This is a genomic window from Klebsiella sp. 2019SCSN059 (genome assembly GCF_021739525.1).
Lineage (GTDB): Bacteria > Pseudomonadota > Gammaproteobacteria > Enterobacterales > Enterobacteriaceae > Klebsiella > Klebsiella quasipneumoniae.
Genome location: NZ_JAKKOM010000031.1, coordinates 1 through 12,726 on the forward strand (window position 1 = coordinate 1; position 12,726 = coordinate 12,726).

13 protein-coding genes are annotated in these 12,726 nt (G+C 56.7%); 7 read left to right on the forward strand and 6 right to left on the reverse strand.

The genetic code is table 11. The features are described 5' to 3' along the window. Positions 1-327 precede the first annotated feature (327 nt). Entirely contained in the window at positions 328-1,494 is a 1,167-nt protein-coding gene (locus tag L2I46_RS23335) for an SMP-30/gluconolactonase/LRE family protein (RefSeq protein WP_085551769.1), read from the reverse strand. A 122-nt stretch (positions 1,495-1,616) separates the two neighbouring features. On the opposite strand from L2I46_RS23335, the gene L2I46_RS23340 reads away from it, so the two are divergent. Next, on the forward strand, positions 1,617-2,564 hold the full coding sequence (locus L2I46_RS23340; protein ID WP_085551768.1) for a LysR family transcriptional regulator: 948 nt from the start codon (positions 1,617-1,619) through the stop codon (positions 2,562-2,564). A gap of 270 nt (positions 2,565-2,834) precedes the next feature. After that, positions 2,835-3,188, forward strand: coding sequence for an anti-adapter protein IraM (gene iraM, locus L2I46_RS23345; protein ID WP_023291644.1), 354 nt, complete (start codon positions 2,835-2,837; stop codon positions 3,186-3,188). 37 nt (positions 3,189-3,225) lie between these two features. Here the strand turns inward: iraM and L2I46_RS23350 are convergent, their stop codons facing one another. The 3 genes from L2I46_RS23350 to L2I46_RS23360 are packed head-to-tail and all read right to left on the reverse strand — an operon-like array spanning position 3,226 to position 5,784. Further along, positions 3,226-3,987, reverse strand: coding sequence for an inositol monophosphatase family protein (locus L2I46_RS23350; protein WP_072421189.1), 762 nt, complete (start codon positions 3,985-3,987; stop codon positions 3,226-3,228). A 10-nt stretch (positions 3,988-3,997) separates the two neighbouring features. After that, positions 3,998-5,017, reverse strand: a complete 1,020-nt coding sequence (locus L2I46_RS23355) for a LacI family DNA-binding transcriptional regulator (RefSeq protein ID WP_085551767.1) — start codon at positions 5,015-5,017, stop codon at positions 3,998-4,000. Further along, positions 5,014-5,784, reverse strand: coding sequence for an MBL fold metallo-hydrolase (locus L2I46_RS23360; RefSeq protein ID WP_102003723.1), 771 nt, complete (start codon positions 5,782-5,784; stop codon positions 5,014-5,016). The genes L2I46_RS23355 and L2I46_RS23360 overlap by 4 nt, the downstream gene beginning before the upstream one ends. A gap of 162 nt (positions 5,785-5,946) precedes the next feature. Here L2I46_RS23360 and L2I46_RS23365 point away from each other — a divergent pair, with 162 nt between their 5' ends. From L2I46_RS23365 to L2I46_RS23380, 4 genes are read left to right on the forward strand one after another with little or no spacing between them, the layout of a single operon-like run. Next, entirely contained in the window at positions 5,947-6,978 is a 1,032-nt protein-coding gene (locus L2I46_RS23365) for an ABC transporter ATP-binding protein (RefSeq protein WP_072421192.1), read from the forward strand. 29 nt (positions 6,979-7,007) lie between these two features. Then, the gene (locus L2I46_RS23370; RefSeq protein WP_085551765.1) at positions 7,008-8,147 is read left to right on the forward strand and encodes an ABC transporter substrate-binding protein; all 1,140 of its coding nucleotides are present in this window, start codon (positions 7,008-7,010) and stop codon (positions 8,145-8,147) included. 60 nt (positions 8,148-8,207) lie between these two features. Continuing rightward, positions 8,208-9,038 carry an ABC transporter permease gene (locus L2I46_RS23375; RefSeq protein ID WP_085551764.1) on the forward strand — a complete coding sequence of 277 codons (831 nt, stop codon included), beginning with the start codon at positions 8,208-8,210 and terminating at the stop codon, positions 9,036-9,038. Further along, entirely contained in the window at positions 9,038-9,895 is an 858-nt protein-coding gene (locus L2I46_RS23380) for an ABC transporter permease (RefSeq protein WP_102002619.1), read from the forward strand. Before L2I46_RS23375 ends, L2I46_RS23380 begins: the two co-directional genes overlap by 1 nt. A 46-nt stretch (positions 9,896-9,941) precedes the next feature. Here the strand turns inward: L2I46_RS23380 and L2I46_RS23385 are convergent, their stop codons facing one another. After that, entirely contained in the window at positions 9,942-10,223 is a 282-nt protein-coding gene (locus tag L2I46_RS23385) for a YjcB family protein (protein ID WP_002885064.1), read from the reverse strand. A 508-nt stretch (positions 10,224-10,731) separates the two neighbouring features. On the opposite strand from L2I46_RS23385, the gene L2I46_RS23390 reads away from it, so the two are divergent. Further along, a complete protein-coding gene (locus tag L2I46_RS23390) occupies positions 10,732-12,336 on the forward strand; it encodes an EAL domain-containing protein (RefSeq protein WP_085551762.1) in 1,605 nt (534 codons plus the stop codon). On the opposite strand, the gene soxS is transcribed toward L2I46_RS23390, so the two are convergent. Beyond that, positions 12,321-12,650, reverse strand: a complete 330-nt coding sequence (gene soxS / locus L2I46_RS23395) for a superoxide response transcriptional regulator SoxS (RefSeq protein ID WP_023291646.1) — start codon at positions 12,648-12,650, stop codon at positions 12,321-12,323. The genes L2I46_RS23390 and soxS overlap by 16 nt on opposite strands. Positions 12,651-12,726 lie beyond the last annotated feature (76 nt).

Here is a 12,726-nt window from a genome sequence, read left to right on the forward strand (position 1 = left end):
CTCATGATGAACCCTGTTCCATGGCTCCAGATGACAAACATGATCTCATATCAGGGACTTGTTCGCACCTTCCTTAGCAGAACGGCCGCCGTTAGCCGGATTCAATAACAGGAAATAACGCTAATAAACCTGAACATGCCGCCGAGTATCGTTCGGCAGATTATTATTATTTGGCTATGCAGGAAAGGAAAACAGAATAGCGAAGAAGGAAGATCTGATGATATTTCAGGGCCAGTCACAAGGCTTCCGTTTGCGTTAATTATCGGCAGATATTATTGCGGTTGAATAAACCCCAGGCAGGCCCGTTGGGCCTGCCTGCTGTGTGGATCAGGGCTGCACCACTTTCCAGATGGTATATTTCTCTTCGCCCGGTTTTACCGCCTGAGCAAAGTGCTGGTTTAAATGGCTGGCGGTGAACATTACCGCGCCGTCCGGGCCGATAGTCGGCGTATCGGGCCAGTATACGCGCTCGTCAGCGGCCAGCAGGGTGAACTGTCCGCTCTGCGGGCGATACCGGACAATACCGTTATGGGTCACATCGGTGATATAGAGCGCGCCATGCTTATCGACCACGATGCCATCGCTATTCCCGCCGACCTCACCCGCTGTACGGATGGCGGCGGCGAGTTGTCGTTCGCTCATGGCGGGATCGCGCAGCGCGGCGGTGGCGATTGTCCGCGCCGTGGTGCCGGTGGTGACCGTCCAGTAGAGGGTTTCCTGGTCCGGTGACAGCGCGATACCGTTGATGCCCAGAATAATGGGATTGCCCGGCCAGACGGTTTCCCCATGGGACGTCACCTGCAGGCCGGCAACCGGCATCAGCGCCGGTTGCTTATTCAGTACCCGGCGAACCGTCCCACGCTGAGCATCCACAACGATCAGTCCGGCCTGGTTATCCGGCGCGCTGCGCAGGCCGCTGTCGGCGATATAGGCCACCCGGCGCGCTTCATCGACCACAATATCGTTAAGAAAGCTCCCTTCACGATCGGCAACGCTGTCGAGCGGAATACGCTGCACCAGTTTGCCGTCGCTGAGCGCATAAATCATGATCTTTTGCGCCTCCGGCGGCGCCGTCTTTTCGCCGGCGACAAAGCCTTGATCTAATGCCCACAGCCAGCCGTTGCGGTGGTCGACATAAAAGCCCAGCACATTGCGCAGGTGCGTGCGGGGATCGGCGCTGATGCTGTTCGCCTCGGTGGATGGAAAGGCGGTAAGGCGTGCGGGGCCGCTCAGCGACGCGGTATCGAGCAGGCTGAGCGTAGCGGGCGCCTGGGGCGAGATCAGGCGTGGGGTACTGACAAACGCCCGGCCAGCGGCGTCAAAATGCAAGCCCGCGATGGGGGCATCGACGGAGCGCGCATCGACGCGCTGCTCCCAGGTTACCCCGGCATAACTGCGCCAGAGCGCTAAATGGGCGGGGTCGTCGGCTCCTGCCGCCAGCGCGTTCTGTCCCAGGGACAGCAGGCCGAGAATAAAAAGTGAAAAACGATGCATTATGGTCTCCAGGAAGCAGAAAAACGAGAGAGGGTTGGTTAGCTCTGGTAAAGGATTTTATTAATTCCCCTGGCGAAGATAAGATGCCGGGAATGACAATCATTTGTTCTCTGGAGAACCAAATGGCCCGGCGGTTTGATTATCTTTCGGATGTGGAAGTGTTTCTGGCTGTGGCCGATCGCGGGTCATTTACCGCCGGCGCGGTGGCGCTATCGTCAACGCCGTCGGTGCTCAGCCGGGCCGTCACCCGTCTTGAGACGCGCCTGGGATGTCAGCTGCTGCGCCGTTCCACCCGGCGGATCAGCCTGACTGAGGCCGGAAATGCTTACCTGATTCAGGTCCGCCAGGCATTTGCGGTGCTGGATAATGCCGAACGGGAGGCGCAGGGGCAAAAAGGGTCGCTGTCCGGACGCGTAAAGCTGAGCGTACCCACCACCTGGGGACACTACCGTCTGCCGCCGCGCCTGGCGCTGTTCCGTCAATTACATCCCGACGTCCAGATTGAGCTGAATATGACCAACCGTAATGTCGATATTATCGCCGAAGGTTTCGACCTGGTGGTGCGCCAGGGACATTTACCCGACAGTGGTCTGGTGGCAAAAAAACTGGAAGATGCCGGGCTATGTCTGGTGGCCTCGCCGGCTTATTTACGCTCTACGACGCAACCGCTCAATAAAATAGCCGATTTGCGCCATCACTCATGCCTGACATTTATTTTGCCGGCGACGGGAAAAGTTGCGGAATGGGTATTTCGTGAAAATGACCAGGATATTAACTGGCTACCGCCTTCCTCCCTGCATGTTTCTGATGATGTGCTCGGGGTAGTCTCGTTGGCCCTCGCAGGGGCGGGGATCTGCCAGAGCTATGCGTTTATTGTGCAGGAGGCGGTCGCGCGTGGGGAGCTGGTCCCTGTGCTTCCGGCATTCGCCGGACGCTCACGGCCTTTCTCGGTCGTTTACCCGCCGCATAAAAGTCAGTCAGCCGCCGCACGGGCGTTGATTGCGCTGCTGACCCTGCCGGCGGAAGCTTTGGCGACGCTCAGCGCCACATTGTCTGATACGAATGGATGAAGGCTCATCTAAAGGGACTAATACATATTGTCAATTATTTTTATTTAATCTTATTTTTTTATTGTATTTTCTTTTCTTAGGTTGATTTGTTTCTGTTTTTATAGGGTCTAATCATTAATCTCTCGACGAAAAGTAAACGTTACTAATAATGGAGTATGTTGTTAGGAATCGTCTTAAGTCACATAATTGTCAGGGATGCTTGCAGTTTATATTAATGAATGCTATCACTATATATGGTAACAATTTGTAGCATTTATATAAGGAAGGAATATGAAATGGACTATTCTTAATACTCTGATCTGCCCGCAATCCGGCATCGCCTTTTCGGCGATATCCAGCCTGCGTTTCTTAAAATTTATTATGTGGTACGAGGCCGATGTGATCCTGCTGCCCGGCGAGACAATGAAGCTCTATTCCTCAAGAGTTTTAATTAATGACCAGTATCATTCATTAAAAATCTACAATATTGCGGTGTACGACGAGGCGCAGTGGGAAATATTACGCGAGCGGCCATCGTGCCCGTACCATGCCGGCGGCGAGCGGTCTGACTCCTGTTTTTACCAGTCCTTTTGCGCGATTAAGCGCTGCCCGAATAATATTCCCCGCAGCGAAACCTGGCGTTAGTCAGGCCACGCCGGGGCCAGCCGCCGGCGGTGGGGCGTCATTTCTCCAGCAGGGCGGCCAGTCGTGGCTGGACGCCTGCGCAGCCGGCCAGCACGCGGTTACCTCGCCGCAGCCCCTCATTGGCGAGAAACGCATTGCACGTTCCGCCCGCCTCCTCAATCAACAGCATGCCTGCCAGCGCGTCCCAGCTGTTCATATGTGCTTCATAATAGGCATGGAGCTGGCCGGCGGCGACATGCGCCAACATCAGGGCGCCCGCGCCGAAGCGGCGATATTCCAGGTCGGCGTCGAGCAGGGTGGTGATGGCCCAGGCGTAGTCGCTGGCCGGGGCGCGGCTGGAGCGGCCCATACCCACCACCACCGCATCCGGATCCGGTTCGCGTAGCGTCAGGCGCTGGCCGTTGAGATACGCGCCTTCGCCGCGACCGGCGAAGAAAAACTCATCGCGATCGGGGGCGTAGATAATGCCAAGCGTCAGCTCGCCCTGGCACACTCGCGCCAGCGAGATACACCAGTAATCCATACCGAGGATAAAGTTAGTGGTGCCATCGACAGGGTCGAGCACCCAGACGGTCTGCGCATCGCCGGCGAAACCGCTCTCCTCGCCGAGGAAACCCTCCTGGGGAAAATGGGCCTGCAGCCAGCCTTTAATCTCTTGTTCTACCGCGAGATCCGCTTGCGACACAAAGTCCTGGCGCGATTTTTTATCGACCTGTAATCCCGCATCGCGCAGCGCCTGGGCGTGGGCGCCAGCCTGGCGAATTAAGGCGCATAATGACTCTCGTTGTGCTTCCGTCATAGTCCTGCTCTCAGATAACAAAGGGCGACGTGCGCCGGTGAATTAATGTCACCTCCACCCAGGTGGTGCGTGAAGGTTGTAAAGGGTCGGCGGTGCGCTCCTGCAGCCGGGCAAGCGCCTGGCGGGAAATCGCCGCCACATCCTGATGTAGGGTGGTGAGCTGGTAGCTATATTGCGCGGTCGGCGGCGTGTTATCAAAACCAATCAGCTGAAAATCCATTGGTGCCTGTTTGCCGCGCTGGCGCATCCCATCGAGAAAGCCACAGGCAAGCTGGGCATTCGCGCAAAAGATCCCCTCAGGCACCTCGTCAGCGAGCGCCGCGGCCTGCTCACCGCCGACGTAGCCCTCTTCCGGACAGGCGAGGTGCGCCAGGTCGCGTTCGATGTCCACTCCGCGCGCCTGTAGCGCCCGGCTGAATGCTTCACCGCGCATGCGCCCGGCCCAAGTGGAAGGGAGAGTATTGAGCCAGCCGAAGCGCCGACAGCCGCTGCGCAACAGCTGGTTAGCGGCCAGTTCGGCGCCGGCGGCGTTATCAGAGCAGACATAATCCACCCCGGGGATCGTCGGTTGACGGTTAATGCCCACTACCGGAATATGCTGGTGAACGCACTCGTTCACCAGCGCTTCCGGCGGCTGGCCGGAGGTAACGATAACCCCGGAGACGCGAAACTGCGTGAAACGGCGCAGAGTATGCGCCAGATCCTGCTCGCTATGGATCTCGCTCACCAGCGCCTGAAAGCCCTGGCGCTGGATCTCGTTGAGCAAGGCATCAAGCAGGGCGCTGCGAAAAGGATCGCTGATGCGCGAGACGATCACGCCGATTAAGTGGCTGCGCTGGCGGTTCAGCCCCTGGGCGAGGAAGTTAACCTGATACCCCAGCTCTTCGGCGGCGCGCAACACCCGCGCCCGGGCATCGGGAGAGATACTGCCGTTGCTGCTCAACGCCCGGGACACCACCGCCCGGGAGACGCCCGCACGCCGTGCGACGTCCTGGGCGGTGACGCTGGGTTTACGTGATGCGGCGCTCATAGGATGTGCGCCTCGTCGGTAAACGGGGGACGCGGCAACGTTAAGGCGAGCCCATCCCGGGAAACGAATAACCCCGGCCACGGCTGGCAGGCCTGCTTCAGCCCCGGCAGGGCGGCGTCCTCGCAGTGATAGAGCCCCAGCGCTGGAAGCTGCAGCGTTCTGAACAGCATCAGGCAAGAGGGGAAATCGCCATGAGAGGCGTCATCGTCCAGGGCCGCCACCGAGGCACACTCCTGAAACGCCAGCCCGGCGCCGGCCATCAGGGCCATCGAGTCGGCGGTCGGCCGGCCATCGCCGCTGTAAAACAGCGTCTGCCCGGCAATGGTGATACGGATGGCGCGATTACTCAGCTCATGCTGGGTGGGGGCCGTGCGGATCTGCCAGTCCTCCCACGTCCAGGCTTCACGACATGCTTGCCAGTCGATGGTGAAACCGAGCTCCGCCTGCGGCCAGTTCGCCAGCGCGGCCAGCTGCATGAGCATCGGCTGCTGCGTCGGCTGGCAGTAGATAATCAGCGGCTTCTTGCGGGAGCCGCTTTTCCAGTAATTCAGCAGCGCCGTCAGACCGGTGCAGTGGTCCGGATGAACGTGGGTGAAGTAGATCGCGTCGATATCGTTGACCCCGCCGCCGCGCTGCCAGTGCGCGCGGGGAACGGTGGGTCCGCAGTCGATTAACCACTGTTTGTTGTCCGCGTCGATTACCCGTAGCGCGGAGGTATTTTGCGTGCAGGAAAAGGCGCTCCCGCAGCCAAGCACATCTATTTTCATTTACCCTCGCCAAAATTTTTTGCCGCTTAATTAAATTGTCATAAATACCCGACAAAGTAGGCTCACATCATGTCGAGTTAACGTTGCATTTTTTTTACAGCTAAATGAACACGTGTTCACAGCAATAAAAAATGCCCGCAACAGCGCTGTCAGGTAGCGAATATGAGTTATTTAAAGATCTCCGGCCTTAAAATTAGTTATGGCGATAAAGTGGTTTTACATAATATCGATCTGGCGGTCGAGCAGGGGGAAATGATCGCTCTGCTCGGCCCTTCGGGATGTGGAAAAACCACCCTGCTGAATGCCCTCTGCGGTTTTATTCCGGTGGAAAGCGGGGCGATCTCCATCGCCAGCCGAGCGATCACCCATCAGGTGCCGGAGCAGCGCAATATCACCATGGTGTTTCAAAGCTACGCCCTGTGGCCGCACCTGACGGTGGCGCGCAATATTGGCTATGGCCTGAAGCTGCGCAAATGGCGCGGGGCGGATATCACGCGGCGAGTGGCGGAGCTGCTACGGATCGTCAATCTCGACGGGCTGGCTGACGTGAAGGTGACCGAACTGTCGGGCGGCCAGCGGCAGCGGGTGGCACTGGCGAGAGCACTGGCGATAGAGCCTCAGGTGCTGGTGCTGGATGAGCCGTTATCTAATCTGGATGCCAAAGTGCGGCTCAATGTGCGCCATGAAATTAAATCTCTGCAAAAGAAACTCGGCTTTACGTCGTTAATTGTCACCCACGATCAACAGGAGGCATTAGTGATGGCGGACCGTATTGCAGTATTAAACCAGGGGCGAATTGAGCAAACCGGCACGCCGGAACAAATATATCAGCGACCCGCGACACCCTTCGTCGCTGATTTTATGGGCGCCGATAATAAAATAACCTCTGATGAAATATCTGCTGCCGCAATATCCGGTTTATCCGCAGCTCAGCAGGGTGAAAAAGTCATTTATTTTCGCAGCGCCGATGCCATGCTCGCCGAATTAACGCAGCCCGCGCCGCAGGAGGGGCTCGCCCTGGAGGGGATGGTGGAGCAAAGCGCGTTTCTGGGCAATCTGTATCGCCACAGCGTGCGCTACCATGACCGCCTGCTGCAGGCCGACTCCGCTCAGTGCTGGCCGACGAAAAGCCGCGTCAGGCTCCATGTGCCCATGCCGGCCCTCCATATTTTTCCTTTACCACTATCACAGTGATATCAGCGTGTTCATTCTGGGGACAATTCATGTTTACTAAGACGAAAGCAGCGATCTTAACGACCCTCTGCCTGAGCGTTAGCGCCCAGGCCGACACCTTTCTTAACGTCGCCACCGCGGGCGATCAGAATATGGTGGATTACGTGAAAACCTGGCTGGGGCCAAAATTTGAAGCCGCTCATCCCGGCGTCAAGGTGCGGGTGATCGGTACCGGCCCTGGCGACGCCGGGTCGAATAAAATCAGCGAGAAGTTGAGCGCCCAAAAGGAGAGCGGCGCGCAGCAGTGGGATATCGACGTCGCCGTGGTGCATCAGAAGGCGGGGGGCGAGCAAGTGGAAAAGGGATTGCTGCAAAAATATCGCCAGGATATTCAGACCGGCGGCATGGTGAGCTCGCCGAGCGCCACCCAGGCGCTCGGCGTTAACGTCGACGGGTACGTCATGCCGATGTTCTTAAGCCAGACCGCTATCGCCTGGAACAGCGATCTCGTCAGTACGCCACCGGCGTCGTATGACGAGCTGGTCGCGTGGACGCAGAAACATCCGCAGGCTTTTGGCTATAACGGCATCAAGAACGGCATGTCCGGCGTTAGCTTTGTGGTGGGCTGGATCTACGCCTACGGGACCGACGCCGAGCGCCTCTCCTCCGCGCCTTATGATAAAAGCGTCGAAAAGGGCTGGCAGCAGGCCTATGCGAAACTGAAAGCGTTCAATAAAAATGTCACTTTCACTCCGGGCAACGCCGGAACGCTCGATATGCTAAGTCGGGGAGAGATCGCCATGGGCCCGGTATGGGTCGACATGTTCTATAGCTGGAAAGATCAGGGCAAGCTGCCGCCATCGATTAAGCTCGCTTTACTGGCCCCAGGCATGCCGGGTCAGCCGATGTATTACGTCATCCCGGCGAAAGCGGCGAATCCGCAGCTGGCGCGCGACTTTATCGCGCTGGCCACCAGCCCGGAAGTGCAGGCGCAGGGGATCGTTAAGCAGTTCAACTGGTACCCGGGCATCGACGCCGGGCAGGTGAAGCCGAAGTTGGATGCGGCGACCTGGCAAAAGCTGTTTGCCGAAATTTCGCCTGAAGCCCTGGCGAAGTATGGCAAAAGCTTCCCGATCGCCCCCTACTTTGACGATATCAAAGAGGGTTACGAAAGCCAGGTGGCCAATTAACCTTTTTTCCAGCCCGGGTCGCCGACCCGGGCGCTTGCTTGTACCAACGCCAGGTCCTTTATGTCCAGTTCATTGAAATATTTGCTGCTGGTTGCCCCGGCCGCGCTGATGATCGCGGTCCTGTTTTTGTATCCGCTGGGGTTTTCGCTGGTCTCGGCGTTTACCGCGCCGGGAGAGCCGTTCACCCTCGATCATTTTCGCAAGGTCTATGCGCTTTACGCCAACGATGTGCTCTTTTCGCTGCTTATCGTGCTGATCTCGGTGGCGTTGTTAGCGCTGATCGCCATTACCCTCTCGGCAGTGATTGCGCTGTCGCCTTGCCGGACCGTTGTTCGCCTGCTGGGTTTTTTGTATCGCTTGCCGCTGTTTATTCCCTTTATTGTCGTCGCCCAGATGATGCGCACTTTTCTCGCCAAAAATGGCCTGATGAACAATGCGCTGGTGGCGGCCGATCTGGTCAGGCCGCTGGAGACCCTCTCCTGGCTGGGATGGAAGGGAATTGTCATTACCTTTGTCTGGAAGCAGCTGGCCTTTGCTACGTTGTTGATCTGCGGAGCGATGGCGGCGCTGGAGCCGTCGCAGATCCTCGCCGCACGTAACCTTGGCGCCTCCCGGCCGCGGCTGCTGTTCGATATTATGCTGCCGCAGGTCCTGCCGACCATCGGGGTGGCGCTGGTGCTGTCGACGGTAACCATGATGTCGGTGCTGTCGGTACCGCTGATGATCGGCGTGGGGACGCCGACGATGCTGACCGTGGATATGGCGTTTCGCGTCAATTCCTATGGTGATTACGCGGTGGCGAATGCGCTTGGCGTGGTGTCGCTGGCGATCTGCGGCGCGCTGTCGTGGTTTTACCTGCGCCACAGCCTGCAGCAAAAAGGCGGTGAATGATGAAAGCGCTGAACCTTGCTTCCTCTCCGTCATGGTGGGTGAGAGGACGCCGTAAAGTGAACGCCAGCCCGGTGCTGCAGACTCTGCTACTGCTGTTTATGCTGCTGGCGATGTTTGGCCCGCTTCTGAACCTGTTGATCTGGACCGTAGCGGAAAGCTGGTATTTTCCCCATTCGCTGCCCAGCCAGTGGGGCCTGAAGTACTGGTATCAGGTCTTCAATCCGTACAGCGATGTCTCCAGCTCGCTGTTAACCAGCGTACTGATCGCCCTGCTGTCGGTGGGGGTCTGTTTGCTGATTTCCGTTCCCGCCGGCTATGCGCTTTCCCGGCGGAAAATGCCGCTGCGGGTGCTGTTTATGCTGCTGTTTCTCCTCCCGCAGGCCTTTCCCAACCTGACGGTATACATGAATGTTGCCCGTTTGTTTTACCAGTGGGGCTTGAACGGAACTATCGCGGGGGTAGTGCTGGTGCATAGCGTCCACGGTCTTATGTACTCGGTGTGGATCTGTGTGGCCGCATTTTCAGCCATCGACCCGCTGCTGGCGCGGGCATCGCGTAACCTGGGCGCCGGACCGATGTATACCTTCTGGCACATCGTGCTGCCGCAGGCGGCGCCGGGGATCGTTGCCGCCAGCATCTTTGTTTTTCTGGAGTCGTTGGATGAGTTTACCGGCACCTTCTTCGTCGGGGCGCCGGATGTCACTACGCTGCCGCTGCTGCTCTATAACGCCAGCATGTCGGGTAACTATCAGGTCTCGTCGATTACCGCGCTGATTTTGCTGGCGCCATCGCTGCTCTTTATGGTGGTGATTCATAAATTTATGCGTCCGGAGATGATGGCGAAACTGGGGAAATAAGGGCTGCAGAAAACGAAAAAGCTTCCCGGTGGGAAGCTTTTTAACCTCAGGTCATCATCATTGGCCATTCTGGCGGTGTCTGACTCATGACTTCAATCATCACATCTTTGATATTGCCCCAGATTTTGGCAATATCGAGCAGGGTGATGCCGAGCAAACCGGTGGCGAACCAGCAGGCGGCGGCAAGGCCGAGGCAGCTGCAGATCACCGCCAGACCGGCATAATCGCTTTTGCGAAGTTGGATATTCAGTGAACTGGCAAGAAACATCAGTACCGCGCTCACCAGGGGCCAGCGCAACAACACAACACTGGTAGTAATGGAAGCCATTAACCTGTCCTCAAAGAAAGTCGGGGAGCCATGGACGACCTGGCGCGACTGACGATGGCATAGCGCTCTGGTCTCAACTGGCGTACTAGAGAGTGATGAAACGCCATTTCTGTTTCATCAACTTGTGTGAACTATATCACACTTGGCGCTTTATTCACCAGTCAAAAAATGAGCTTTCGCTGCGCTTAATAACAATGCTATTTATGTGGATATTAGTAAGTAACCCCTGATGATCTTATTTTCATTCTCTTGCTAATGATTATTATTCTGCGGGTTTTATTACTTGTTCTTGTTTAATACACGGAGAAACCGAGTCAGAAGCGCGTCTATTCTTAATCTTGGCGGAACATCTTCCGAATACCTGATAAATAAGTATTATTCTTCACCACCAGTAGTAAAGCTGACGCCCGTGAGGGCTGGCGGAAATCTGCTGATGTCTTTCGCAGTCGCGATTGCTAACGTGTTTGGGCTACCTTAATTAAGGCATATCGCATGGATGTAAGCGTAAATGGGTGACAGTGCGCCGCATAAGGCGCTAAGGCTCATCGGAACGGGTTTGGTTATTTTATTGCCAGTGGTACTGGCATTGTGGTTTGCCCAACTGCGGGCGAAAGCCGAAACCATTGATCAATTACACTCATTTTCGCAGCTGGCGCTGCAAAAAACGGAAATGGTCATCCGCGAAGCGGATCAGGCCCGGGCGAAAGCCAGCCAGTATCGCGGGGAGCTGTGCTCAGCGGACCATCAGCGTTATTTATTGCATATCGTTCGCGGCCTGCTGTATGTGGAAGATCTGATCTACGCTAACGGCCAGCGCTTTATCTGTTCAACGTCCGTTCACCAGCAAACCGGCTGGCGGATGCCGGCGGCCAATTACACCAAAAAGCCGGATGTCGCGATTTACTATTACCGGGACACGCCGTTTTATCCCGGCTTTGCCATGAACTATATGCAGAAGGGGCCCTATGTGGTGGTGGTCAATCCCTTCTCGTTCAGCTCAGTGATCGCCAGCGATCGCGATTTAGCCTATGGCGTGTTCGATACCAAAACCAACCTCTTTTTCTCGGTTAGTAACAATGTCGAGCCCGCGGAGCTCCATGCGTTAATTCGTGAAGGCGATACCTTTTTTAATCAGAATGGCCGGGTGTATACGATAGCCCGCTCCGCTATCCGGCCGATCGCCGTCATTATGTCCACCTCGCGGGCCAGCTATTATCACAACTTTTGTGACCAGGCCAGCCTGACGCTGCCGCTGGGGATCATCTGCAGTATTTTACTGGTGCTGGTGTGGTCGCGCACCCGCCGGCAGTATCACTCGCCGCGCAATATGCTGCAGCGGGCTCTGAGCTGCCGCCAGCTGCGCCTGCACTACCAGCCGATTATCGATATTAAAAATAACCGCTGCGTCGGGGCGGAAGCGCTGCTGCGCTGGCCAGGGTTTGACGGTCCGGTGATGAACCCGGCGGAGTTTATTCCGCTGGCGGAAAATGAAGGCATGATTGCCCAGGTGACGGACTACGTGGTGGATGAGCTGTTTTACGAAATGGGAGAGTTTCTTGCCAGCCATCCGCAGCTGTACGTGGCGATCAATCTCTCTGCGTCGGACTTCCACTCGGCGCGGCTGATTTCACAGATCAGTGAGAAAGCGCGCAGCTATGCGGTCTGTATCGGGCAGATCAAAATCGAAGTAACCGAGCGGGGGTTTATCGACGTACCGAAGACCACGCCGGTGATTCAGGCGTTCCGCGAAGCGGGCTATGAAATTGCCATCGATGATTTCGGTACCGGCTATTCGAATCTGCATAATCTGCACGCCCTGAACGTCGATATCCTTAAAATCGATAAAACCTTCGTTGATACGCTGACCACCAACAACACCAGCCACCTGATTGCCGAACACATCATCGAGATGGCGCGCGGGTTACGTCTAAAGACTATCGCGGAAGGCGTGGAGACGCCTGAGCAGGTAAGCTGGCTCTACAAGCGCGGCGTGCAGTATTGCCAGGGCTGGCTGTTTGCGAAAGCGATGCCGGCGCGGGAGTTTATGCAGTGGTTAGCCAATGCGCCCGCGCCCGTGAACGTGCCTCAGCCGTCGCGTCACGCGGAGATCTGATGGCGGTAGTCGCTGGGGGTGCGGTCGAACTCCCGGCGGAAGACCCGCGAGAAGGTTTGCTGCGAGACGTAGCCCAGATCCATGGCGATATCAAAGATCGGCCGCTGGGTGGTTCGCAACGCCTCCGCCGCCAGCAGCAGACGGCGCTGACGAATATAATCCCCCAGCGTCTGATGCATCACGGTGCGGAACATCCGCTGCAGGTACCACTTCGAGTATCCTGACTTTCTGGCGACTACATCAATGTTAAGTGGTTGATCGATATGTTCATCAATCCATTCAATCAGTGTTTGAATAATATCCTGATGGGACATAAAGCGGCCTCTCTCAATTCTCGATTCGTCGTTTTGTCTGCGGGCGAGTATAATTCCTCAAGTTAACTTGAGGTAA